At 53.0% G+C, this 23,157-nt stretch carries 23 protein-coding genes; 15 read left to right on the plus strand and 8 right to left on the minus strand.

The window, feature by feature from the left end; all coding sequences use genetic code 11:
* The first annotated feature begins 82 nt into the window (after nt 1-82).
* Nucleotides 83-706 (plus strand): hydrogen peroxide resistance inhibitor IprA, encoded by a 624-nt coding sequence (iprA, locus tag N0B36_RS00720; protein ID WP_047497841.1) that lies wholly within the window; start codon nt 83-85, stop codon nt 704-706.
* A 1-nt stretch (nt 707) separates the two neighbouring features.
* Here iprA and ampH read toward each other — a convergent pair whose 3' ends face one another.
* On the minus strand, nt 708-1,865 hold the full coding sequence (ampH, locus tag N0B36_RS00725; protein WP_047497838.1) for a D-alanyl-D-alanine-carboxypeptidase/endopeptidase AmpH: 1,158 nt from the start codon (nt 1,863-1,865) through the stop codon (nt 708-710).
* A 383-nt stretch (nt 1,866-2,248) separates the two neighbouring features.
* On the opposite strand from ampH, the gene sbmA reads away from it, so the two are divergent.
* Both sbmA and N0B36_RS00735 read left to right on the plus strand, forming a co-directional pair.
* On the plus strand, nt 2,249-3,469 hold the full coding sequence (sbmA, locus tag N0B36_RS00730) for a peptide antibiotic transporter SbmA (protein ID WP_049282012.1): 1,221 nt from the start codon (nt 2,249-2,251) through the stop codon (nt 3,467-3,469).
* A gap of 16 nt (nt 3,470-3,485) precedes the next feature.
* A complete protein-coding gene (locus N0B36_RS00735; RefSeq protein ID WP_049282011.1) occupies nt 3,486-4,589 on the plus strand; it encodes a DUF1615 domain-containing protein in 1,104 nt (367 codons plus the stop codon).
* Here the strand turns inward: N0B36_RS00735 and N0B36_RS00740 are convergent.
* Nucleotides 4,574-4,897 carry a DUF2755 family protein gene (locus N0B36_RS00740; protein ID WP_016151998.1) on the minus strand — a complete coding sequence of 108 codons (324 nt, stop codon included), beginning with the start codon at nt 4,895-4,897 and terminating at the stop codon, nt 4,574-4,576. The two genes, N0B36_RS00735 and N0B36_RS00740, sit on opposite strands and share 16 nt — an antisense overlap.
* 263 nt (nt 4,898-5,160) lie before the next feature.
* Here N0B36_RS00740 and N0B36_RS00745 point away from each other — a divergent pair, with 263 nt between their 5' ends.
* Nucleotides 5,161-5,382, plus strand: coding sequence for a DUF2754 domain-containing protein (locus N0B36_RS00745; RefSeq protein WP_019076140.1), 222 nt, complete (start codon nt 5,161-5,163; stop codon nt 5,380-5,382).
* Between the two features lie 25 nt (nt 5,383-5,407).
* Here the strand turns inward: N0B36_RS00745 and ddlA are convergent, their stop codons facing one another.
* A complete protein-coding gene (gene ddlA / locus N0B36_RS00750; RefSeq protein WP_047416933.1) occupies nt 5,408-6,502 on the minus strand; it encodes a D-alanine--D-alanine ligase in 1,095 nt (364 codons plus the stop codon).
* Between the two features lie 301 nt (nt 6,503-6,803).
* Between ddlA and N0B36_RS00755 the strand changes: the two genes are divergently transcribed.
* The 5 genes from N0B36_RS00755 (at nt 6,804) to adrA (ending at nt 11,637) form a co-directional block, all read left to right on the plus strand.
* The gene (locus N0B36_RS00755; protein WP_046275379.1) at nt 6,804-8,000 is read left to right on the plus strand and encodes a multidrug efflux MFS transporter; all 1,197 of its coding nucleotides are present in this window, start codon (nt 6,804-6,806) and stop codon (nt 7,998-8,000) included.
* A gap of 249 nt (nt 8,001-8,249) precedes the next feature.
* Nucleotides 8,250-8,492: a sigma-S stabilization anti-adapter protein IraP gene (locus N0B36_RS00760; RefSeq protein ID WP_016152002.1), complete on the plus strand. Its 243-nt coding sequence runs from the start codon at nt 8,250-8,252 to the stop codon at nt 8,490-8,492.
* Nucleotides 8,493-8,596: 104 nt separating this feature from the next.
* Nucleotides 8,597-10,012, plus strand: a complete 1,416-nt coding sequence (gene phoA / locus N0B36_RS00765; RefSeq protein ID WP_200047355.1) for an alkaline phosphatase — start codon at nt 8,597-8,599, stop codon at nt 10,010-10,012.
* A 97-nt stretch (nt 10,013-10,109) separates the two neighbouring features.
* Nucleotides 10,110-10,430 (plus strand): phosphate starvation-inducible protein PsiF, encoded by a 321-nt coding sequence (gene psiF / locus N0B36_RS00770; protein ID WP_259685269.1) that lies wholly within the window; start codon nt 10,110-10,112, stop codon nt 10,428-10,430.
* A 91-nt stretch (nt 10,431-10,521) separates the two neighbouring features.
* A complete protein-coding gene (gene adrA / locus N0B36_RS00775; RefSeq protein ID WP_088583121.1) occupies nt 10,522-11,637 on the plus strand; it encodes a diguanylate cyclase AdrA in 1,116 nt (371 codons plus the stop codon).
* Nucleotides 11,638-11,654: 17 nt separating this feature from the next.
* Here the strand turns inward: adrA and proC are convergent, their stop codons facing one another.
* A complete protein-coding gene (gene proC, locus N0B36_RS00780; protein WP_016152005.1) occupies nt 11,655-12,464 on the minus strand; it encodes a pyrroline-5-carboxylate reductase in 810 nt (269 codons plus the stop codon).
* A gap of 148 nt (nt 12,465-12,612) precedes the next feature.
* Between proC and N0B36_RS00785 the strand changes: the two genes are divergently transcribed.
* The 5 genes from N0B36_RS00785 to ppnP all read left to right on the plus strand — a co-directional run bounded on the left by N0B36_RS00785 (nt 12,613) and on the right by ppnP (nt 15,298).
* Nucleotides 12,613-13,068: a YaiI/YqxD family protein gene (locus N0B36_RS00785; RefSeq protein ID WP_155574017.1), complete on the plus strand. Its 456-nt coding sequence runs from the start codon at nt 12,613-12,615 to the stop codon at nt 13,066-13,068.
* Nucleotides 13,069-13,253: 185 nt separating this feature from the next.
* Nucleotides 13,254-13,799 carry a shikimate kinase AroL gene (gene aroL, locus N0B36_RS00790; RefSeq protein WP_016155838.1) on the plus strand — a complete coding sequence of 182 codons (546 nt, stop codon included), beginning with the start codon at nt 13,254-13,256 and terminating at the stop codon, nt 13,797-13,799.
* A 26-nt stretch (nt 13,800-13,825) separates the two neighbouring features.
* On the plus strand, nt 13,826-14,017 hold the full coding sequence (gene yaiA / locus N0B36_RS00795; protein ID WP_016155839.1) for a protein YaiA: 192 nt from the start codon (nt 13,826-13,828) through the stop codon (nt 14,015-14,017).
* Between the two features lie 247 nt (nt 14,018-14,264).
* A complete protein-coding gene (locus N0B36_RS00800) occupies nt 14,265-14,942 on the plus strand; it encodes an AroM family protein (RefSeq protein ID WP_153690678.1) in 678 nt (225 codons plus the stop codon).
* A 71-nt stretch (nt 14,943-15,013) separates the two neighbouring features.
* Nucleotides 15,014-15,298 (plus strand): pyrimidine/purine nucleoside phosphorylase, encoded by a 285-nt coding sequence (gene ppnP, locus N0B36_RS00805; protein WP_016152010.1) that lies wholly within the window; start codon nt 15,014-15,016, stop codon nt 15,296-15,298.
* A 50-nt stretch (nt 15,299-15,348) separates the two neighbouring features.
* Here ppnP and rdgC read toward each other — a convergent pair whose 3' ends face one another.
* Nucleotides 15,349-16,260: a recombination-associated protein RdgC gene (gene rdgC / locus N0B36_RS00810; RefSeq protein WP_003021479.1), complete on the minus strand. Its 912-nt coding sequence runs from the start codon at nt 16,258-16,260 to the stop codon at nt 15,349-15,351.
* Between the two features lie 91 nt (nt 16,261-16,351).
* Here rdgC and mak point away from each other — a divergent pair, with 91 nt between their 5' ends.
* Entirely contained in the window at nt 16,352-17,260 is a 909-nt protein-coding gene (gene mak, locus N0B36_RS00815) for a fructokinase (protein WP_016155842.1), read from the plus strand.
* Between the two features lie 27 nt (nt 17,261-17,287).
* Here the strand turns inward: mak and araJ are convergent, their stop codons facing one another.
* The 3 genes from araJ to sbcD form a co-directional block, all read right to left on the minus strand.
* Nucleotides 17,288-18,460, minus strand: a complete 1,173-nt coding sequence (gene araJ / locus N0B36_RS00820; RefSeq protein WP_259685308.1) for an MFS transporter AraJ — start codon at nt 18,458-18,460, stop codon at nt 17,288-17,290.
* Nucleotides 18,461-18,647: 187 nt separating this feature from the next.
* Nucleotides 18,648-21,794, minus strand: a complete 3,147-nt coding sequence (gene sbcC, locus N0B36_RS00825; RefSeq protein ID WP_259685310.1) for an exonuclease subunit SbcC — start codon at nt 21,792-21,794, stop codon at nt 18,648-18,650.
* Nucleotides 21,791-22,993 (minus strand): exonuclease subunit SbcD, encoded by a 1,203-nt coding sequence (gene sbcD, locus N0B36_RS00830; RefSeq protein ID WP_200051351.1) that lies wholly within the window; start codon nt 22,991-22,993, stop codon nt 21,791-21,793. Before sbcD ends, sbcC begins: the two co-directional genes overlap by 4 nt.
* Between the last annotated feature and the right edge of the window lie 164 nt (nt 22,994-23,157).

Raw genomic sequence — 23,157 nt, forward strand, 5'->3', positions numbered from 1 at the left:
CTCGCAGAGAAATAAAAGGTAATTTAATTTAGAATAATGCCCGTCACGGATTTGACGGGCATTTATTGCAAGGAATGCCCACATGCTATCTTCAAATAAACCTCTTCTTGAGTTTGGTAAGCTTGATAAATGTTTAGCGAAATATGGTAAACACTTTGAGTGTGAGAACGATAAAGAAATAATTTATTCCGGTGATATTAATAGTGATGATACTTTCGTTATTTTAAGTGGTGTTGTTTCCTTGCGTAGAGGGGAAAGCGTGCTGGTCGGGATTGCACAGGCACCTTTTATTATGGGCCTTTCTGATGGCGTGATGAAAACAGATGTACAATACAAATTAATAACCGAAAGTAATTGTACAGGATACCACCTGCCTGCTTCGCAAACGATAAATATAATTGAACAATGCCAGCTTTGGCGTGAAGCCTTTTGCTGGCTGGCATGGCAAAACTCCATGTTTGAGTTGCGCGATCTGCAACTGATCGGCAATAACTCCTACGATCAGATCCGCGCGACGCTGATATCCATGACAAAATGGGACGACGTACTGCGTTCGCGTATCGGCGTCATGAACTATATTCACCAACGCACGCGAATTTCACGCTCAGTTGTCGCTGAGGTTCTCGCGGCATTGCGTAAAGGTGGTTACATTGAAATGAATAAAGGCAAACTGGTGAGCATTAACCGTTTGCCTTTTGAGTATTAAGTCAGGATGCAGGAATAACCTGCGGTTTGTTCCCGCTCAGCTCAGCAACCAGATCGTTGATACCGTCGCTCATATTGGTAAAGCGGGTTAGCGGAGAGCGGGTCACCACGATAAATGCCCCGACGTTTTGCTGCGGGATCATCGCCATATAGGTAATGAAGCCGCCGCCGCCACCGGTTTTTTGAATAATTCCCGGTCGCCCATTTTTCGGCGCCATATAGACCCAGCCCAAACCCAGCGCATCGGCTCTACCCGGAACATCCATCCCTATCACTTTTGTTAACTGCGTACGCTGATAAATCAGCGTCTGCATACGGTCGGCCTGCTGGCTACGATGGTAAAAATCAGATGAGAGATACTGCTGCATCCAGCGCATCATATCGCCGGGCGTTGAATAAACACCGCCGCTGCCCATTGCCGCCAGGGTATTGTTGCAAGGACTGGCGCCTTTTTCCGCGACCATCAGGCGTCTGCATTGATCGGGGGATGGGGTAAAGGTGGTGTCTTTCATCCCCAGCGGACGGGTAATTTTTTCTTCAAACAGCTGCGGATAAGGCTTTCCGGATGCGGTTCCTAGCGCATCGGCCAGCAGGTCAAACGCCAGGTTGGAATAAGAAGCCTGCGAGCCCGGTGCGGTTTTAAGCGTGGCGGTTGAGAGATAGCTCCAGCGCTGTTCACGGGTTGGCCAGACAAACACTGGGCGCTTCGCCGCGCCGCCAGGTTGTTCGCGCGGTAGCGCGCTGGTATGCGTCGCCAGATTCACCAGCGTAATCGGCGTGCCCTGATAAGTTGGCACGCGCGCGCCAGGCGGCGCATATTTGCTCAATGGATCGTTGAGTTTAACCGTACCCTGATCGAGTAATTTCACCAGCATTTCGCTGGTCATTAATTTAGTAATAGAGGCAATTCGAATAACGGAATCCAGCTGCGGATGAACGTTATTGCCAGGGCGTGTTTCGCCGAAGCTGCGAAATACGCGCTGGTTACCATCAATCACCACGAGCGCCATCCCCGTAGCACCGCTGCCGTAAAATATATGGTCGGCATAACGATCGACGATATCAGAGGCGAAGACCGGATCGGTTATAGGCTGTGCCGCCTGGACAGATGTCAATGACGCCGCACACAGCGCGGCAGAAAAAAGCAGACTACGTTTCAACGGTGGTGTCCATGAGTTAGAGAAAGTGAAAAAGGATGTCGTGCGTATGCGTATTTATACTACTCATCGGCGTATTGCAAAGCGCTTATCAGCCAATGATAGTGTGAAAAACGTAACGATGAGTAAACGCGAGCGTTTCCCGGATTACGGATGTTCGCTTTTGTGATCTCACGCTGTGATAATCTGCACTTGCTGGAACGTTGTCGAGTGTGAAAATCACAGAAACAATTCTTCATACCCGGGGGCGAACTAAGTGCCGCGGTTTTGGTCACACTTGTCGGTTTCAGCTTGTGTTTTTGGGCGTAAGCCGTCTGGCCACCGCACTCCACGGTGGCAAATACACAGCAGTCGTCATAACGATAAGAAGTTAGCAGGAGAGCACTATGTTTAAGTCTTTTTTCCCAAAGCCGGGGCCGTTCTTTATTTCGGCATTTATTTGGGCACTGGTCGCCGTTGTATTCTGGCAAGGAGGAGGGGGAGCCTGGGTTGCACATATTACCGGCGCGTCGGGAGACGTACCGATTAGCGCGGCCCGATTCTGGTCGCTGGATTACCTGATTTTTTATGCGTATTACATTCTTTGTGTTGGTGTGTTCGCGCTGTTCTGGTTTATCTACAGCCCGCACCGCTGGCAGTACTGGTCCATACTGGGCACGTCGCTGATTATTTTCGTGACCTGGTTTCTGGTTGAAGTTGGCGTCGCCGTCAACGCCTGGTATGCGCCATTCTATGATCTGATTCAGTCCGCGTTGAGTGCGCCGCATAAGGTGAAGATTGAGCAGTTCTATCATGAAGTAGGCATCTTTCTTGGCATTGCGCTGATTGCCGTGGTCATTGGGGTGATGAACAACTTCTTCGTCAGCCACTATGTATTCCGCTGGCGTACCGCAATGAACGAACACTATATGGCGCACTGGCAGCATCTGCGTCATATCGAAGGCGCGGCGCAGCGTGTGCAGGAAGATACCATGCGTTTTGCCTCCACGCTTGAAAATATGGGGGTCAGCTTTATCAATGCGATTATGACGCTGATTGCCTTCTTACCTGTCCTGGTCACTCTCTCAGCCCATGTGCCGGACCTGCCAATTGTTGGACATGTTCCTTATGGCCTGGTGATTGCCGCGATTGTCTGGTCGTTGATGGGAACCGGCTTGCTGGCGGTAGTCGGCATCAAACTTCCGGGGCTGGAGTTTAAAAACCAGCGCGTGGAAGCGGCCTACCGTAAAGAACTGGTTTACGGCGAAGATGACGCTAATCGTGCGACCCCGCCGACGGTGCGTGAACTGTTCCATGCGGTGCGCCAGAACTATTTCCGCCTCTATTTTCACTATATGTACTTCAATATCGCCCGTATTCTATACCTGCAGGTTGATAACGTTTTCGGCTTGTTCCTGCTGTTCCCGTCGATTGTTGCCGGTACGATTACGCTCGGCCTGATGACGCAAATCACCAACGTGTTTGGCCAGGTGCGCGGCTCGTTCCAGTATTTGATTAACTCCTGGACAACGTTAGTCGAACTGATGTCTATTTATAAGCGTCTGCGCAGCTTTGAACGTGAGCTTGATGGCCAGGATATTCAGGAAGTTACCCATACGCTTAGTTAATAAAAAAGGAGATGTTATGTCGACGGTTTCCCGTCTTTACCCCTTGTCCGGTCTGGCCGCTCTGGTGCTGGTGGGATGTAGTAGCCAACCCGCGCAGCCGCTAAAAAAAGGGGAGAAAGCCGTCGATGTGGCGAGCGTGGTGCGCCAGAAAATGCCCGCCAGCGTGAAAGACCGGGACGCATGGGCGCAGGATTTAGCGAAGACGTTTGAAAGCCAGAAGCTGGCGCCGACGGTTGAAAATATCTGTTCGGTGCTGGCGGTCGCGCAACAGGAGTCAAACTATCAGGCGGATCCGGCCGTTCCAAACTTAAGTAAAATCGCCTGGAAAGAGATCGACCGGCGCGCCGAGCGTATGCATATCCCGCAGTTTGTGGTGCATACCGCACTGAAGATTAACTCGCCAACGGGCAAAAGCTACAGCGAGCGTCTGGATACGGTGAAAACGGAAAAACAGCTTAGCGCCATTTTTGATGATTTTATCAATATGGTACCGATGGGGCAGACGCTGTTTGGTTCGCTTAATCCGGTACATACCGGTGGGCCAATGCAGGTCAGTATCGCGTTTGCCGAGCAGCACGCCGACGGGTATCCGTGGAAAATGGCCGGAACAGTTCGTCAGGAAGTGTTCAGCCGCCGCGGTGGGCTGTGGTTCGGTACGTATCATCTGCTTAACTACCCGGCGAATTACAGCGCGCCAATCTTCCGTTTCGCCGATTTCAATGCGGGATGGTATGCCAGCCGCAATGCAGCTTTCCAGAATGCGGTCAGTAAAGCCAGCGGAGTGAAGCTGGTGATGGATGGTGATTTGATTCTCTACGGCAGCAGCGAGCCGGGCAAAACCGAGCTGGCGGTACGTAAACTGACCGGGAAGCTGGGGATGAGCGAGAGTGAGATCCACCGCCAACTGCAAAAAGGTGACAGTCTGGCCTTTGAGGATACCGCGCTGTACGAGAAGGTCTATAAGCTGGCGGAAGCGAAGACTGGGAAAGCGCTACCCCGTGAAATGCTGCCAGGCATTCAGCTGGAAAGCCCGAAGATTACACGTAATCTGACTACCGCGTGGTTTGCGAAACGCGTGGACGATCGTCGGGCGAAATGTATGGGTCAGTCATCGTTATGATGACGGCGGCGCCAGCGCACGAATGCCGCGATGGCGCCAAGAATCAGACTTCCGGCAAGGAAAGGGACCAGCCCAAAAAGGGTACCGACGCCTAAGCCAATTTCAACTCGTGGGCGTCCTGTCTCTTGCATTTGCAACTGCATCAGCTGTTCATAGATGCCGGGAGCGTGGGCCAACAGATTTAAAACCTGCGCGCCTGCCCAAAAGCAAAACAGCACAAATACGGCATACGCAATGTTGCCGGGCAGGGAGGAGGTATCCCGATGCTTGCCCTTAAACAGGGATTTTGAGAGCGTAAAATCAGCCATAAAGACCTCCGGAAATAACCTGCTTTTTTGACGTGATGCCTGGAACTGACAGTGAGTCTGACAGGTGATCGGCAATGTCAATATCAGAATGATGGTAATTTCAGGTAGAGATTATTCCTGGATCTCGGTTTTTTGCTGATTGTCACAATTACGTAACCTTAAGTGAGATCAAGTTACATTTCAGAAATTCCGCACAGGCCACAGACGTCTATGAGGAAATGTGCGAGGATGCGCTTTCACGTTGTATTTCCACCGGAGCCGTTATGAACCTGCCTGTTAAAATCCGCCGAGACTGGCACTACTATGCCTTCGCTATTGGGCTTATCTTTATTCTGAACGGTGTGGTCGGCTTACTGGGTTTTGAAGCGCAGGGATGGCAGACCTATGCGGTGGGGTTGGTGACGTGGGTGATTAGCTTTTGGCTGGCTGGATTAATTATCCGTCGCCGCGTGGAAGATGAAGAAGAAGCAAAGGATGCCCAATAGCTCTCGATCAGGCATCCAGGCGGATTTACATACTGGTTTTCAACGCGCTATCCGCCGCATGACGTTCCAGCGCCAGTTCGATCAGGCGAGTGATCAAATCGGTATAGCCTAAGCCGCTCGCCTGCCACAGTTTTGGATACATGCTGATGTTGGTAAAGCCCGGCAGCGTATTGATCTCATTGATCACAACATCGTTCTCTGCGGTTAAGAAAACGTCCACGCGCGCCATACCGGCGCAGCCCAGCGCCTGATAAGCCTGAATAGCAATGTCGCGGATCTTATCGTTAACTTCCGGTGCGATCGCTGCCGGAACAACCACTTTGGCACCGTTATCGTCAATGTATTTGGTGTCGTAAGCGTAAAAATCACTGTTCAGCACGATCTCGCCACAGGTACTGGCCTGCGGTTGATCGTTGCCCAGCACCGCGCATTCGATCTCGCGGCCCTTAATCCCTTGTTCCACCACGACTTTATGGTCGAATTCAAATGCCAGCGCGACGGCCTGATTGTATTGCGCTTCGCTGGTCACTTTACTGACGCCAACGGACGAGCCCTGGTTGGCTGGTTTCACAAACAGCGGCAGGCCAAGGCGGGATTCCACCTCGGCAAAGCTGATGCGGTTGCGATTGGCGCGAGTGAGCGTAATAAATGGCGCGATGTTTAATCCGGCATCGCGCAGTAGACGTTTGGTCACGTCTTTATCCATACAGGCCGCAGAACCCAGGACATCAGAACCGACGAACGGCAGATTCGCCACGCGCAGCATACCCTGCAGAGAGCCATCTTCACCCAACGTGCCGTGTACGATCGGGAAAATAACATCGACCGTTGGCAGTGGCTGACCGTTTTGCGCATCGATCAACTGGTGCTCTTGTTTACCCGGGACCTGAGCCAGGCTGGTCGCGGAAGGACGCAGCGCAATATGCGCTGGATCATCTGAATTGAGCAGATAGTTACTGGCATCGCTAATGTGCCATTGTCCTTGCTTATCAATACCTAACAGCACAACGTCAAAGCGAGTCTTGTCGATGGCATCGACAATATTTTTTGCCGATTGCAATGACACTTCATGTTCCGCTGATTTACCACCAAATACGATTCCTACCCGCAACTTTGCCATCTTAAAAACCCATTCCATGAATGCAAAGCACATACATTACCACGACAAAACGCAGGTTTCCTCGGCTTCTGGCAGATTGTTTTGGTGGGCAACAGAGGAACAGATAAGCGCAAACGCGCAGAACGGACGCGGAGCATAAACCCCTGCTGATATTGTGGGGTTGATGTGAGGTATATCACAAATATGATGAGCGGGAAGATAAAATCCTAAACTGTGATATATCGCACCTGTGGACCCTTATTTGGCTAAGTAATTTGTTAAGCTACTCACAGTTTTCAGCTACTTATCGTTATGAGTCCCTATGGAATCCTGGAGAGTCAACCTCATTTCCGTATGGTTCGGTTGCTTTTTCACCGGCCTGGCAATCAGCCAAATCCTGCCTTTTTTACCGCTCTATATCTCCCAACTGGGGGTAAGCTCCCATGAAGCACTCTCAATGTGGTCCGGCTTAACGTTTAGCGTCACCTTCCTGATTTCAGCCATAGTCTCTCCGATGTGGGGGAGTTTAGCCGACCGTAAAGGACGCAAGCTAATGCTGCTGCGGGCCTCTTTGGGTATGGCGATTGCGATTTTACTGCAGGCCTTTGCCACTAACGTCTGGCAGCTTTTTCTGCTGCGTGGGGTCATGGGGTTAACGTCTGGCTATATTCCCAATGCGATGGCGCTGGTAGCCTCACAGGTTCCGCGCGAACGCAGCGGGTGGGCGCTGAGTACGCTCTCGACGGCGCAAATTAGCGGCGTTATTGGCGGACCACTGATGGGGGGCTTTATTGCCGACCACGTTGGCTTACGGGCGGTATTCTGTATTACCGCGGCTTTGCTGGTAGTGAGTTTTTTGGTCACGCTGTTCTTAATCAAAGAAGGTGTGCGCCCGACAATCAAAAAAAGCGAACGCCTGAGCGGGAAGGCCGTCTTTGCCTCGCTGCCTTATCCGGCGCTGGTGATCAGCCTGTTTTTTACTACGATGGTGATCCAGTTGTGTAACGGCTCAATTGGGCCGATTCTGGCGCTGTTTATTAAATCAATGGTCCCAGACAGTTCTAATATTGCTTTTCTCAGCGGGCTGATTGCTTCGGTTCCGGGCATCTCGGCGCTGATTTCTGCGCCCCGGCTAGGTAAATTAGGCGATCGTATTGGGACCGAGCGGATTTTAATGGCAACGTTAATCTTCGCCGTCGTGTTGTTTTTCGCCATGTCATGGGTCACTACGCCGTTGCAGTTGGGGATCTTACGTTTTCTGCTCGGCTTTGCCGATGGCGCGATGTTGCCCGCGGTGCAGACGCTGCTGGTGAAATACTCCAGCGACCAGATAACCGGGCGCATTTTTGGTTATAACCAGTCATTTATGTATCTCGGCAACGTAGCCGGGCCATTAATGGGGGCAACGGTTTCGGCAATGGCGGGCTTTCGCTGGGTGTTTATTGCCACGGCGTGCATTGTGCTTATCAACATTTGGCAACTGGCTATCGCGTTGCGACGTCGGCGCTGCGCACGCTGAGTACCTGATTAACAACGCTGCCCGTCAGCGTTGTTAATCCATCATTATGCATTTATATATCCAGGTGATTATTAATCCCTTTATCCTTTTATATGGAGAAATTCTGCGCTAAGACTCCTTCTCCCTTATTTTGTGTTGTGATTGTTTTCGCAAAACGTTTTATTTCTTATGAAAATACAACTTTCATCCTCTAGGCAGTTGTGAGTCTTAATGATAACGTGGCCTATATTTGGTTAAGGGAATACGTAAATGAAAAATCTCGTTACTGAGTTGTTACTTAAGCTCGCCCAAAAAGAAGAAGAGTCGCAAGAACTGACGGCGCAGGTTGAAACGCTGGAGCAGGTAATCATCGAAATGCTGCGCAATATGACGTGTAACGATCGGCAAATATTTATTCGCCAAATTGAAGGGGCTTTGGCTGGAGAAGGCCGTATGCCTGCGTTTCTGACCAACGTTCATAACGCTGGCGAGAGTGTGCCAAAAGCGTTTTGAGTAATCCGTGGTGCGTCATCCACAAATTATCATAAAAGTGTCACATCAAATACTTATAGTCGCTTTGTTTTAATTTTACCGTATTTATACATGGAGAAAATAAAGTGAAACAAAGCGCACTCGCTATTGCCCTGTTACCTTTGCTGTTTACCCCGGTTATTAATGCAGAAACCTCTGCCATAGCGGTTATGGATAATCGTGCCGCTCAGGGTGATATCACCACGCCGGGCGGCGCCCGCCGATTGTCTGCCGATCAAACGGCGGCTCTGCGCGAATCTCTGAGCGATAAACCGGCCAAAAATATTATTTTATTGATTGGCGATGGGATGGGGGACTCAGAAATAACGGCCGCGCGAAATTATGCCGAAGGCGCAGGCGGCTTTTTTAAAGGAATTGATGCTTTACCGTTGACCGGACAATACACGCACTATGCGTTGGATAAGAAAACGGGTAAACCCGATTATGTGACGGATTCTGCGGCATCCGCGACGGCGTGGACCACCGGTGTGAAAACATATAATGGTGCGCTGGGCGTTGATATTCATGAAAAAGATCACGCCACAATTCTTGAAATGGCAAAAGCGGCGGGGCTGGCAACGGGCAACGTTTCTACCGCTGAATTGCAGGATGCTACCCCGGCGGCGCTGGTTGCCCATGTGACTTCGCGTAAGTGCTATGGCCCAGGCGTGACACGTGAAAAATGCCCAACCAATGCGCTGGAAAAAGGCGGTAAAGGGTCCATCACCGAACAATTACTGAATGCCCGGGCTGACGTTACGCTGGGCGGCGGGGCCAAAACGTTTGCGGAAACCGCTGCGGCGGGCGAGTGGCAGGGTAAAACGTTGCGTGAACAAGCCCTGGCCCGCGGTTATCAGATGGTGAGTGATACCGCGACGCTGGCGGCGATTACCGAAGCTAATCAGGATAAACCGCTGCTGGGCCTGTTCTCTGACGGCAATATGCCCGTGCGCTGGGAAGGTCCGAAAGCGTCTTATCATGGCAATCTGGATAAGCCGGTTGTGACCTGTACGCCAAATCCAAAGCGTGACGACAGCGTGCCAACGCTGGCGCAGATGACGGATAAAGCGATTGAGCTGTTAAGCAAAAATGAGAAAGGTTTCTTCCTGCAAGTGGAAGGGGCGTCAATCGATAAACAGGACCACGCCGCCAACCCGTGCGGACAGATTGGTGAAACGGTCGATCTGGACGAAGCGGTACAGCGCGCGCTTGCCTTTGCGAAGAAAGATGGCAACACCCTGGTGGTGGTAACCGCTGACCACGCACATGCCAGCCAGATTGTCGCGCCGGATACCAAAGCACCAGGCCTGACCCAGGCGCTGAACACCAAAGATGGCGCTGTCATGGTCATCAGCTACGGCAACTCTGAAGAGGAATCTCAGGAGCACACCGGCAGCCAACTGCGGATTGCAGCCTATGGCCCGCATGCGGCGAATGTGGTCGGCCTGACCGATCAAACCGACCTGTTTTACACCATGAAATCGGCGTTAGGACTGAAATAACCCGACGCCCGGCGGCAATACTTTTGCCGCCGGGTGGTATTTTTATCGTTAGCAGCCAAACTTACCTGTGTGTTGTCGTTCAGAAAAGAAGGATGCTATGAAAATTACATTATTAATGACGCTGCTTTTTGGTCTGATTTTTTTAACTACCGTCGGTGCTGCCGAGAAGACTTTAACCCCGCAACAACAGCGTATGACCACCTGCAATCAGCAGGCAACGGCGCAGACCTTAAAAGGGGAAGCGCGTAAGACATATATGAGTGATTGCCTGAAAAACAGTAAATCTGCGCCGGAGGAAAAGAGCCTGACGCCGCAGCAGCAAAAAATGCGTGAATGTAACGTTAAGGCGACGGAGCAGTCTCTGAAAGGTGATGATCGTAATAAATTTATGAGCGCTTGCCTGAAGAAATCTGCGTAGCACTTACGGGTGAGCAGGTAAAATCGCTCACCCGAAATATCATACTTCCGCCACCAGACCCCTTCCTATAATTTGGGAAATTTGTTTCAGAATATTCCCAAATACAATGAATGATGAAAACTTTTATCAAAAGAAGGTCGTCCCGAATGAAGCATTTTTATCGCTTCATCAAAATGACCACCAACGTTCCGGTCTGCGATTCGCCCGACGAATCAGGCTGCCGCGAGCGGTGGGATTGGGGGGAATGTTTTTCCCTATCGCGTCGGTATTAGTTGCTCAGCCCATTACCGGTGGCTGGTGGCTATTACTGGTGGGATGGGCGTTTGTCTGGCCGCATTTGGCCTGGCAGTTGGCCAGCAAAGCCGACGATCCTCTGCATAGCGAATTTACCAACTTAAAAGCCGATGCCATTCTTGCCGGTATGTGGATAGGGATTATGGGCGTAAACCTGTTGCCATCCACGGCGCTGCTGATGATTATCTGCATCAACCTGATGGGCGCAGGCGGGATGCGAATATTCATCGCCGGCGCCGTTTTGATGATGGTTTCATGCCTGGTGACGTTACAGTTAACCGATATCTCCGTCGCTTTTAGCAGTACTCAACTTAGCGTGCTATTGACGCTGCCGGTACTGGTGATTTATCCGCTGCTGTTTGCCTGGGTCAGTTACCAGACGGTCATCAAGCTGGCGGAACATAAACGCCGTTTACAGGTGATGAGTACGCGAGATGGCATGACTGGGGTGTATAACCGCCGCCATTGGGAACTGTTACTGCGTAATGAATTTGATAATTGCCGCCGCTACCAGCGTGACGCCACGTTACTGATTATCGATATCGACCATTTCAAGAGCATCAATGATACCTGGGGTCACGACGTTGGGGACCAGGCGATTGTCGCGTTGACCCGCCAGTTGCAGATGACCTTACGCGGTAGCGACGTGATCGGGCGCTTTGGCGGTGATGAGTTTGCGGTGATTATGTGCGGCACGCCGGCAACCAGCGCGATTGCGGCGATGTCTCGCGTTCACGAACGACTTGGGCAACTGCGTTTATCCTGCGCGCCGCAGGTTGCTCTGCGGATCAGCGTGGGCGTTGCGCCGCTGACCGCAGAAACCGAGCATTATCGAGAATGGTTAAAGTCGGCGGATATGGCGCTCTACAAAGCAAAGAATTCCGGACGTAACCGCACTGAGGCGGCGGCCTGACGTCCGGCGGTGTTAACTCAGGAGCGGCTGAGTTTTTCCGACTGCTCCATGCACTTAATCATCGCTTCAATCACTGATGAACGAAAACCTCGTTCTTCCAGGACGCGTACCGCTTCAATGGTGGTTCCGCCAGGCGAGCACACCATATCCTTCAGTTCTCCGGGATGTTTACCCGTATCCAGCACCATCTTTGCCGACCCCATTACTGCCTGCGCCGCGAATTTATAAGCTTGCGCGCGAGGCATGCCACCCTGCACGGCGGCGTCCGCCATCGCTTCAATAAACATAAAGACATAGGCCGGTGCTGAACCACTGACGCCAACGACCGGATGAATCATTGCCTCCGCAATGACTTCCGCTTCGCCAAAGCAGCGGAAGATATTCAGCACGTCGGCCGTGTCTTCTGGCGTGACTAAGGCGTTCGGTGTGACGGAGGTCATTCCGGCATTCACCAGTGACGGCGTGTTTGGCATCGCGCGAATGATTTTACGGTCGTGGCCCAGCGCGCGGGCGAGCTGATCGAGGGTGACGCCAGCGGCAATCGAGACGACCAGGGAGTCTTTGTTCAGGCTGGAGGTAATTTCGCTCAACACTTTAATCATGATGCCTGGTTTTACGGCCCCAAAAACGATGTCAGCGATTTGCGCGACCTCTTGCGCAGACTGCGCCGCATTAATACCGTACTGGTCGTGCAATGCAGCGACTTTATCGGGGGAAGGGGTGTAGACCCAGATTTGTCCGGGGAGAACCTGGCCGCTGGCGATCATGCCGCCAAGTATCGCTTTGCCCATATTACCGCAGCCGATAAAACCGATTTTCTTGTCCATTTTGTCACTCCCTATGCGTGATATTCATTGTTTTACCTGGGAAAGCTAAGCTTAGCGCGGATTGAATATGTGCAGAAGGATAAACAGCACTTTGCCTGAAAGTAAAAGCACGCGACAATGTGCAACTGCACATCAGTGGGGAGAAATTATGACAATATGGGTGGATGCCGATGCGTGTCCGAATGTGATTAAAGATATTTTGTACCGCGCTTCTGAGCGCATGCAGATGCCGCTTATTTTGGTAGCCAACCAAAGTTTGCGCGTCCCGTCTTCGCGGTTTATCCGCACATTACGTGTTCCCGCTGGGTTTGACGTGGCGGATAACGAGATTGTGCGCCAGTGTAATGCCGGTGATTTAGTGATAACAGCGGATATCCCGCTGGCGGCAGAAGTCATTGAAAAAGGTGCGGCGGCGCTTAATCCGCGCGGTGAACGTTATACCGAAGCCACGATCCGTGAGCGTCTGATGATGCGTGATTTTATGGATACGCTACGCGCCAGCGGTATTCAGACCGGCGGGCCGGACAGCCTTTCACCACGAGACAGGCAGCATTTTGCTGCTGAGCTTGATAAGTGGTGGCTGGAAGTACAGCGTAGAAAATAAAGCGTGTAATTTATTATTTACACTTTATTCATGGTGAATTCTTGTTATAGTAGGGGTTAATAGGTATCTCTACCCTGTATGTAATTTTTTCTTTACGTTTTGGCGATGTACTAGTTTGGTGATATGATTATATCTTTAACCGCATCAGATCCCGCTCGCTCGCGGCTCCCTGGGGAATTTCTGTAATGACGCAACCTCTTTATCTTGTCGGCCCCCGGGGGTGTGGTAAGACAACTACCGGTATGGCGCTGGCGAAGGCTATCGATTTCCAGTTTGTCGATACCGATCGCTGGTTGCAATCGCACGTGCAGATGACCGTGGCGGAGATCGTCGAAAGAGAAGGATGGGAAGGGTTTCGTGCCCAGGAGACGAGCGCTCTGCAGGCCGTCACAGCCCCGGCAACGGTTGTTGCGACCGGCGGCGGCATCATTCTTACCGAATTTAATCGTCATTACATGCGCAGCCACGGCGTGGTTATCTATTTAAGCGCACCGGTATCAGTACTGGTTGATCGTCTGGAGGCCACGCCTGAAGAGGGATTGCGCCCAACCTTAACCGGTAAGCCGTTGACTGAAGAGGTGCAGGAAGTGCTCGCCCAGCGCGATGTTCTGTACCGTGAAGCTGCGCACTACATCGTTGATGCCACCCATAAACCTGCGCAGGTGGTGGAAGACATTCTTGAGATACTGGCGCAGGCAGCGCCACGGTTACAGGGCGGTGTCTATACTTAATGTTCATCCAGTGAAAAGGAAGAACTATGCCGACAAAACCACCTTACCCACGTCAAGCGAACATTGTTACGGTTGAAAAGGGGACGCCAGGCCAGACGGTAACCTGGTATCAACTTCGAGCCGATCACCCTAAACCGAATACGTTGATCAGTGAGCATCCTTCTGCGCAGGAAGCCATGGATGCCAAAAAACGCTACGAAGACCCCGATAAAACCTGATATTAAGCACCGTCCTGGCACGAGTCTGAAAAGTGCCAGGACGGGCGTTCATCACATTTTCTTAAATTTCGCCGTATACCGTTAAAATTGAAAATTAAGCAATAACAATCCAGTACCGGAATGATTTGGAATCTTTACACAATACACCGCCGATCAGCTGCTACGCTTTTGAGCATTTGTAGCGCAGGTCAGCGCCCGGCACTTGCCCGGGATTTCACAGCAAAGTAAGAAGATGGTGGAGCAACAAATGAGTGCGTCGTTGGCTATCCTCACGATTGGCGTAGTGCCGATGTGTGAGGTGTTACCGCTCCTGACGGAATATATCGATGAACAGCACATTACTCACCACAGTCTGCTTGGACAGATGCGGCGAGAAGATGTGATGGCTGAGTACGGCGTTTCGCCCGGTGACGAGCCTTTATTAACGCTGCTCAGCGACCACCAACTTGCGCATGTCTCACGCCAGAAGGTAGAGCGCTCGCTGCAAAGTATCGTGGAGGTGCTGGATAACCAGGGTTTTGACGTGATCCTGCTGATGAGTACCGCCTCAATCGCTCGCCTGACCGCCCGCAATAGCATTCTGCTGGAGCCGTTACGTATTATCCCTCCGCTGGTGGCCTCGATTGTCGATGGGCATCAGGTCGGGGTTATTGTCCCCGTCACCGAATTGCTCAAAGCCCAGACGCAAAAATGGCAGGTGTTACAAACTCCACCAGTGTATGCCGTGGCGAATCCGATCGAAGGTAGCGAACAACAATTGATTGATGCCGGGAAAGAACTGCTGGAGCAAGGCGCGGATGTGATCATGCTGGATTGTCTGGGGTTCAATCAACGCCATCGCGATTTACTGCAAAAATCGTTGGATGTCCCGGTTCTTCTGTCTAATGTGTTGATTGCCCGACTGGCTTCGGAGCTGTTGGCGTAATTTTGCGTGACAGGTGGAACGTCAGCCCCCTATATTGGTTCTCAACTTAATCACGAGATAGGGCCAGTTGTATGCTTCAAAGTAATGAATACTTTTCCGGCAAAGTAAAATCGATCGGTTTTACCAGCAGCAGTACTGGCCGCGCCAGTGTTGGCGTGATGGCTGAAGGCGAATATACCTTTAGTACTGCGGCGCCTGAAGAGATGACTGTCGTTAGCGGCGCACTGAACGTGCTGCTGCCGGGGGAAACCGAGTGGAAGGTGTATGCCGCAGGGGACGTGTTCAACGTACCGGGCAACAGCGAGTTTCATCTGCAGGTGGCAGAGCCAACATCCTATCTTTGCCGCTATCTGTAAGCATAGAAATGACGAATGGCGACATTGTGCCGCCATTCGGTAAGTACGGCTTAACGTTGAGCTTCGCCGCCTAATCCTTCCACCAGACTTTTAATCAGCGCCGCCAGTTCACCCGTCATCAGGATGAAATCGGCATCAAAACGCTGAGCATAATCTTCGCGGTCAATATCTTCGTTCTGATCGCGCAGCTCGTCGCTAAACTTCAAACGCTTAATAGAGCCGTCGTCACACATCACGAACTGAATGCGCTGCTGCCAGTCGAGGGCCAGCTTGGTGACCAGTTTGCCCGCTTCGATATGCACGGCGATTTCGTCGCAGACCAGATCCTGCTTTTTCGCGCGGATCACGCCGCCGTCTTCAAGGATCGCTTTTAGTTCGGCTTCATCCAGTAACTGGAATCCCTGTGCCGTTGTACCGGAACGAACCCATTCGGTCAGCGTCAGCTCAATGGGGTTTTCCATCGTCAGCGGAACGACCGGCAGCGAACCGAGACTCTTACGCAGCAGCGCCAGCGTATCTTCGGCTTTCTTCGCACTCGCGCAATCAACCATGATCAGATCGTTGACGGTATCGATCCACATCATCGTCTGGCTGAAACGGCTAAAGGCGCGCGGCAGCAATGAGTGCAGAACTTCATCTTTCAGCGAGTCTTTTTCGGTCTTCTTGAGTTTGCGACCTTGCTCAGCTTCCAGTTTGAAAATTTTGGCTTCCAGCGCCTGTTTGATAACCGGCGACGGCAGAATTTTTTCTTCTTTGCGGGCGCAGATAATAATTTGGCCATTGGCGGTATGCGTTAATGCATCGCTGTGCGATCCCATCGGCGGAACCCAGCCCATTTTTGCCATATCCTGGCTACCGCAAGGGGTGAACGTCATTGATGCCAGCTGTTTTTCCATCTCTTCGGCACGCAAAGAAACATCGCGGCTAAGACGGTAAACCATTAAATTTTTGAACCACAGCATGATAATTTCCACGGCCTTGTCGTTAAATCCAGCGGGCATGATAGCGAATTGTCGCTATGCTTGCATTGTTAATCGGGAAGAGGAGCAAACAGTGCGTATAGGTATCGATTTAGGCGGTACGAAAACGGAAGTTATCGCGCTTGGCGATGCAGGCGAACAGCTTTTTCGCCATCGCCTGCCCACGCCGCGTGATGATTATCGGCAAACGATAGAAACCATCGCCGCGCTGGTGGAGATGGCGGAAAAGGCCACCGGGCAGTCGGGAACCGTGGGGATGGGCATTCCCGGTTCAATTTCGCCTTACACCGGAGTGGTGAAGAATGCCAACTCGACCTGGCTTAACGGGCAACCTTTTGACAAAGACCTGAGTACGCGTCTGAATCGCGAAGTGCGGCTGGCAAATGATGCCAACTGCCTGGCGGTTTCTGAAGCCGTTGATGGTGCAGCGGCGGGGGCGCAAACCGTGTTTGCGGTGATTATCGGTACAGGATGTGGCGCTGGAGTGGCGCTGAACGGCCGGGCGCACACGGGCGGGAACGGTACTGCGGGCGAGTGGGGGCATAATCCGCTGCCGTGGATGGACGAAGACGAACTGCGTTATCGGCAGGAAGTGCCCTGCTATTGCGGCAAGCAAGGCTGTATTGAAACCTTCATTTCCGGAACCGGTTTTGCCACCGACTACCAGCGTCTGAGCGGTAAGTCGCTCAAGGGCAGTGAAATTATCAGTCTTGTTAATGCCCGGGATGCCCAGGCGGAACAGGCGTTGAGTCGGTACGAGCTGCGTCTGGCGAAATCACTGGCACATGTGGTGAATATTCTCGATCCGGACGTAATCGTGCTGGGCGGTGGAATGAGCAATGTCGACCGACTGTATCAAAACGTGCCAACGTTGATTAAACAGTTTGTTTTTGGCGGTGAGTGCGAAACGCCTCTACGCAAGGCGCTGCACGGTGACTCCAGCGGTGTGCGCGGTGCGGCCTGGTTGTGGCCGCAGGAGTAATATTCGCGTTGCCGGGTAGCGCAGAGGCTATCCGGCAGCGGGAGTCATCCGGGATACGCTGCGCTTCAGGCGACCATAGAGCAGCAGCGACGACATCGCAGAAAACGACAGCAGCGGCGCCGGCAACGTCACGTAGTTGTAGGCAAAGCCCAGCGTCAGCATCATACCACCGCACCAGGCGCCAATCGCGCTGCCGAGATTAAAGGCAATTTGCCCTCCTGCCGCACCCAGCAGCTCACCCCCTTTAGCATTTTGCAGCAGCAAAATTTGCAGCGGCGCCGACAGGGCAAACAGGCCCGCGCAGCAAATAAAGGCGAAGATCAGCGACGCGGCTTTGATCCCGCCAAAGGCAAAGAGCAGCAGCAGAGCCAGCACAATTACAAAGTCGGTTATTACCGCAATACGCAGCGGCGTATAGCGGCCAGAAAGGCGACCGCTCAGCAGATTTCCCAACACCATTCCCAATCCCACCAGCATCATGATGAAGGTCATCAGCGCTTCGGAAAAGCCGGAGATGAACATCATGTACGGTTTGACGTAGCTGAACCAGGCGAAAACCCCGGCGTTACCAAACATGGTGGCGGAAAAGATGAGCCACGGGGCGGGGGTTTTCAAAAAGTGAAATTGTTCGCGCAGTTTCCCTTTTGCTTCATCGCTGATGTTGGGTACCCAAAAAGTTATCGAGACCATCACGGCGATATTAAAGACGGCTATCAGCAGAAACGTGTAGCGCCAGCTAAATTCCTGGCTCAGCCAGGTGCCGATGGGAATGCCAATCAGATTAGCAACGGTCATACCCGAAACCATGCCCGCGACGGCGGCGGTGACTTTTCCCGGACGGGCCAGCTTCGACAGGATAATCGCGCCAACGCCAAAAAAAGCGCCGTGTGGAAAGCCGGAAACCAGCCTGCCCACCGCCAGCATTAAATATGAGGAGGAGAGGGTGAAGATGGCGTTGCCGATCACGCACAGCGTGACCAGAAACAGCAGAATATGCTTGAGAGAAAAGCGGTTGGAAAAGAGCGCAATAATAGGTGCGCCCAGCACCACGCCAAAAGCGTAAAACGAAATCATATGGCCAGCGGCAGGGATGGAAATTCCCACGTCCTGCGCCAGCTCGGTGAGTACACCCATGATGCCAAACTCGGCCATACCCAGCCCAAATGTCCCCAGAGCTAAAGAGAAAATGACTTTTTTCATACCACCTGCCAACATGAAAGACGCACGATATGCGCCATAGCGGCGAACGTTCGCCGCCAATAGAGATAGCTTGCGGATAAGCGAAGTGGAATGCCATTTCATATCCGTCTTTGTGTATTCACGATCGTGCTATGTGCCGTGCCGGATAGCGCTGGCGCATATCCGGCCTCCAGGTACTGAGCTGCTATCAGGCATCAACTGCAAACATTTTATCGAGTTTGCTGTAGCCCAGTCCGTTGATTTTTTTGACCTTGATCTGCACCGGAATGCGTTCTTTCATCGCTTCAACGTGGCTGATGACACCAATGGTTTTGCCAGTGGCGTTGAGCGCATCGAGCGCATCCAGGGCGGTATCCAGCGTTTCGCTGTCCAACGTGCCGAAACCTTCGTCGAGGAACAGGGAGTCAATTCGCGTTTTGTGGCTGACCAGATCGGACAACGCCAGCGCCAGCGCCAGACTCACGAGGAAGCTCTCGCCGCCGGAAAGCGTACGCGTGTCACGCACGGCATCGGCCTGCCAGGTATCAACCACTTCCAGCTCCAGCGCTTCGCTGGCCTTGCGCTGCAACAGATAGCGACCGTGCAGACGGGTCAACTGGTTGTTGGCAAGCCAGACCAGATTATCCAGCGTCAGCCCCTGGGCAAACTTGCGGAATTTATCTCCCTCTTTCGAGCCAATCAGCGCGTTCAGATAGCCCCAGTCTTCGACCTGCTGTGCGACTTTCGTAATCTCGAGCATCAGCGCCTGCTGCTGCTGGCGGTTTTCACCATCCTGCTTGAGCTGCTGGCGAATTTCGCCCTGACGAGTGGTGTTCTCCCGTAGCTGCTGGGTGAGTTGCGCCAGCGCGTCGTGAAGATGTTGCACGGTGAGCGTGAGATCCACCCCGGTTGGTAGCTGTTGTTGATGAGTCGCCAGCGCCTGCTGCGCCTGATTAAGCAGCGTTTGCGCCTGCTGTCGCTGGCTTTCCAGTGATTGCTTCAATTGTTCAAGACGGTTAAAGGTCTCTTCATCCAGCAGAGCGGCAACAAAGGCGTCGCGATCGGCAAAGATGCTGGCCTGCAATGCGGTATCAAACTGCGCCTGAATTTCTGCAGCGCGCTGAACGTCCTGCGCCTCCTGCTGCTGTAAGGTTTGCCACTGCCCCTGTAAAGAGAGGCAATCGTCGTGCACCTGCCGCCAGTTTTCCAGCGACAGATTCTCAATGTTTTCACCAAGCGCATCGGTTTCAGGCAGCGTTTCCAGCACCGGCGCAAGCTGGGCGATTCGAGCCTGTAATTCAGTCAGTTCGTTTTGGCGCTGCTGCCACATTTGCGCTTCGTTCGCCCGTTCGCTCAGCCATGAGGCGACTTCAGCCTCGGTCGGAAGGGACAGACCATGACGGGCCAGCTCGGTGGTTAACGTTGCCTGACGCTGGTCAATATGCTGCTGGAGCTGAGTAATCTGCTCTGTGTGTGCGGTGATTTGCGCCTGCAGGGTATGACGCAGACTCAACTGGTGAAGCTGCTGCTCGTGCTCTTCCTGGGCGGCAAGCCACGGGGCGATGTCATCCTGCGGTTGCAGCGTCACGTTGAGGCTGGCGGTGACGGTCTGCCACTCTTGAGTAAGTGCTTGCTCTTCCTGAGAAAGCGTTTGTACTTCGCGTTCATCGCGCTGAAGTTGCTGGGTTATCGCCTCGAGTTGACCGCGTAGCGTTGAACCCTCATCGGCAAGCGTTTTGACCTCTTTTTCCAGCGCTTCACGCCGTGTCTGATTCACACTCAGTTCGAGCGTTTGATAGCGCTCAATCGCCGGGTGCGTGGTGGAGCCGCAAAGTGGGCAAGGCATGCCGGATTGCAATAGTGCCCGCTGGCTTTCCAGATCTTTGATGCGGGCTTCCTGCTCGCAAATGATTCTCACATCGGCAAGCTGCTGATTTTTATCTTTATAGCGCTGACGCTTTTCTGTAAGCACCGCATTGCGCTGGGCCAGCTCCTGCTGACGCTGCACAAGCGTGGCGCGTAGCTGCGCCAGTTGCTTTTGCTTCGGGGCGATTTGCCCGTGCAGATTACTCAGCCGCTGGCGTAACGGACGAAGCTGCACATGTTGCGCCAGTGCTTCCGTTACCTGTTGTACCGAAAGGGTCAGCGTGGGAAGCGCCAGCGCATCGAGCTTGCGCGTGTCGTTCTCTCGCAACTGCTGCCACTGGCGCAGTTGGACGCTGGCGTCGGACTGTTGGGCCAGCAGCGCTTTCCATCCTGCCAGTTCGCTACTCCACAAGCGGAAGCGGTCATGTTCCTTCAACCAGTCGGTTAACGTTTGCTGTCCGGCGAGCATAGCGGCTGACTGCGTTTGTGCCTGCTGACGAATACGTCCGCGCAGCGCTAAGCTGCTTTGTAAGCGAGCATTCACTTCCTGAATCTTCTGTCGCGTACGGTCAATCGTAGCCGTTTGTTCCTGGATTCGCTCCCAGTGTGGGCGTAACGCTCTGGCCGGGAGTGCCAGACTCAGCGCCGCCAGTTGCGGCTGCGCGTCTTCCTGCGCCTGAAGTGCAGCCTGTAATGCCTGCTGGTGGCGGTTTATCTCCGCCTGTAGCTCATTTTGCCGCATGAGCCAGTTGAGGTGCTGCTGCTGGGCTTGTTGGCAGGTAAGATATTGTTTTTCTTCGTCAGTAAGTACCTGCAAACTTTCTGTCAGGGATTGCAGCTGTTCTGGCGTTAACAGCGCAACACCGCTGGCCTGGGCCTGCAATTTTTCCAGTTCCGTACGCGCTGATTTGTGCTTTTCAAATACCATGGCGGAGATTTGGCCGTAGATCTCAGTGCCGGTCAGCTCTTCCAGCAGCTCGGCGCGTTCTTTCGGTTTGGCATTGAGAAATGCGGCAAACTGCCCCTGAGACAGCAGCATCGAACGGGTAAAACGTCCGTAATCCAGCCCGGTAAGCTCGGCGGTCATCTCCAGCTTATCTTTGACCTTATCGGCGAGGATTTTACCGTCGGAGCAGCGGGCCAGCTCTACGCGAGGGACCTGCAGATTGCCCTCCGGCTGATTGCGTGCCCGGTTCTGGCTCCAGAATGCGCGGTAGGCTTCGCCCCGCACCTCAAACTCGACCTCGGCCAGACACTCCGCGGTGTCGCGGGTCATCAGGTCGTTTTGCGATTGTGACACGGTATTCAGGCGCGGCGTTTCGTGGTACAGCGCAAGGCAAATTGCGTCCAGCAGGGTCGTTTTCCCCGCACCCGTTGGTCCGGTGATGGCGAACAACCCGTTGCTGGCAAACGGTTCTGCCGTAAAATCGACTTTCCATTCTCCCTTCAGGGAGTTGAGGTTTTTCAGGCGCAGGCTGAGAATTTTCATGCTTCAGCCTCCCCGGCGAGCGTTTGTAAGGTTGTGCTAAACAGCTGGTTAAGCCGCTCACGCTGCGGTTCTTCGAGTTCTTCCAGCGCCAGGCGGCGGTCAAAAACCTCTGCCACGCTCAGCTCGCTTAACGTTTCACGTCGTTCATTGGCCATAATGCGTTCGCGCTGTTCACGACTGCGGCGCACCAGTAGCACCTCTACCGGTAAATCTTCGGTTAAGGCCTGGATCTTACGTTGCATATCATGCAGGTAGTCGTCGGTGGTGATTTCAATATCCAGCCACACCGGTGTCTCTTGCTGCACGCCGCGCCACTGCTCAAGCTGGGTAGTAATGGCGGCTAAATCGCCTTTCAGTACCGCAAGCTGCTGCGTAACCGGCACGGTGAGATTTTCAACGGCGCTGAGTTTCCCCGCGTCAAAGCTCACCAGATGTACACATTTGCTTTTGCCGCACTCGTCAAAACTGAGGGCAATCGGCGAGCCGCAGTAGCGAATATGTTCCGTGCCGCCGATAACCTGCGCCCGGTGAATATGTCCCAGCGCGATGTAGTCTGCCGGTGGGAAGTTTTGCGCCGGGAAGGCGTCCAGCGTACCGATATAAATGTCACGTACGGCGTCGCTTTTACTGGCTCCGACGGTGGTCAAATGCCCGGTCGCAATGATGGGAAGATTGTGGTCGCCGCGTAGCGTGCAGGCATCCTGATACTGCTGCTGATAATAGTCGGTGATTGCGCCCAGTAAATGCTGCTGTTTTTCTTGCCCTGTCAGCCCGGCCTGGCTGGTGATGATGTCGCGCGGACGTAAAAAAGGCACCGGACACAGGATCGCCCCCGGCGTACCGTCGCGTAGCGGCAGTATCTGCGGCCCATGGCCAGCGCTGGCAACCACCGTGGTGTTGAGAAACGCCAGAATATCGCGGGATTCATTGAGCGTGGCGACAGAGTCATGGTTGCCTGCCAGCACCACCAGATGACAGCCGGTTTGCTGCAGTTTGACGACAAAACGGTTATACAGCTCACGGGCATAGCTAGGCGGTGAGCCGGTATCGAAAATGTCGCCTGCCACAATAATGGCATCCACCTGCTGGGATTGTGCCGTTTCCAGCAGCCAGTCGAGAAAGGCCTGATGCTCGGCGGCGCGGCTCTTGCTGTAGAAATTTTGGCCCAGATGCCAGTCAGACGTGTGAAGGATGCGCATAAGAGTTCCATGACGGTAAAACAATGGCGGGGATTATAACCCTTCACGAGTGGGAATATCTTGTCTCCGGGCTGTCATAATTCGCCGGGCTGCGTTAAACCTGGACTATCTTTTCATAAATCTGTCATAAAACTGACGCATAATGGCACTGTATTGATGGCAAA

It is taken from the genome of Citrobacter sp. XY323 (genome assembly GCF_025106035.1).
In the GTDB taxonomy this organism is placed as follows: Bacteria; Pseudomonadota; Gammaproteobacteria; order Enterobacterales; family Enterobacteriaceae; genus Citrobacter; species Citrobacter braakii.

What these genes read in the sequence shown, in the direction of transcription:
- iprA (WP_047497841.1), top strand. Translation starts at nt 83, where the DNA reads ATGCTATCTTCAAATAAACCTCTTCTTGAGTTTGGTAAGCTTGATAAA.
- sbmA (WP_049282012.1), top strand. Translation starts at nt 2,249, where the DNA reads ATGTTTAAGTCTTTTTTCCCAAAGCCGGGGCCGTTCTTTATTTCGGCA.
- N0B36_RS00735 (WP_049282011.1), top strand. Translation starts at nt 3,486, where the DNA reads ATGTCGACGGTTTCCCGTCTTTACCCCTTGTCCGGTCTGGCCGCTCTG.
- N0B36_RS00740 (WP_016151998.1), bottom strand. Translation starts at nt 4,897, where the DNA reads ATGGCTGATTTTACGCTCTCAAAATCCCTGTTTAAGGGCAAGCATCGG.
- N0B36_RS00745 (WP_019076140.1), top strand. Translation starts at nt 5,161, where the DNA reads ATGAACCTGCCTGTTAAAATCCGCCGAGACTGGCACTACTATGCCTTC.
- ddlA (WP_047416933.1), bottom strand. Translation starts at nt 6,502, where the DNA reads ATGGCAAAGTTGCGGGTAGGAATCGTATTTGGTGGTAAATCAGCGGAA.
- N0B36_RS00755 (WP_046275379.1), top strand. Translation starts at nt 6,804, where the DNA reads ATGGAATCCTGGAGAGTCAACCTCATTTCCGTATGGTTCGGTTGCTTT.
- N0B36_RS00760 (WP_016152002.1), top strand. Translation starts at nt 8,250, where the DNA reads ATGAAAAATCTCGTTACTGAGTTGTTACTTAAGCTCGCCCAAAAAGAA.
- psiF (WP_259685269.1), top strand. Translation starts at nt 10,110, where the DNA reads ATGAAAATTACATTATTAATGACGCTGCTTTTTGGTCTGATTTTTTTA.
- proC (WP_016152005.1), bottom strand. Translation starts at nt 12,464, where the DNA reads ATGGACAAGAAAATCGGTTTTATCGGCTGCGGTAATATGGGCAAAGCG.
- N0B36_RS00785 (WP_155574017.1), top strand. Translation starts at nt 12,613, where the DNA reads ATGACAATATGGGTGGATGCCGATGCGTGTCCGAATGTGATTAAAGAT.
- aroL (WP_016155838.1), top strand. Translation starts at nt 13,254, where the DNA reads ATGACGCAACCTCTTTATCTTGTCGGCCCCCGGGGGTGTGGTAAGACA.
- yaiA (WP_016155839.1), top strand. Translation starts at nt 13,826, where the DNA reads ATGCCGACAAAACCACCTTACCCACGTCAAGCGAACATTGTTACGGTT.
- N0B36_RS00800 (WP_153690678.1), top strand. Translation starts at nt 14,265, where the DNA reads ATGAGTGCGTCGTTGGCTATCCTCACGATTGGCGTAGTGCCGATGTGT.
- ppnP (WP_016152010.1), top strand. Translation starts at nt 15,014, where the DNA reads ATGCTTCAAAGTAATGAATACTTTTCCGGCAAAGTAAAATCGATCGGT.
- rdgC (WP_003021479.1), bottom strand. Translation starts at nt 16,260, where the DNA reads ATGCTGTGGTTCAAAAATTTAATGGTTTACCGTCTTAGCCGCGATGTT.
- araJ (WP_259685308.1), bottom strand. Translation starts at nt 18,460, where the DNA reads ATGAAAAAAGTCATTTTCTCTTTAGCTCTGGGGACATTTGGGCTGGGT.
- sbcC (WP_259685310.1), bottom strand. Translation starts at nt 21,794, where the DNA reads ATGAAAATTCTCAGCCTGCGCCTGAAAAACCTCAACTCCCTGAAGGGA.
- sbcD (WP_200051351.1), bottom strand. Translation starts at nt 22,993, where the DNA reads ATGCGCATCCTTCACACGTCTGACTGGCATCTGGGCCAAAATTTCTAC.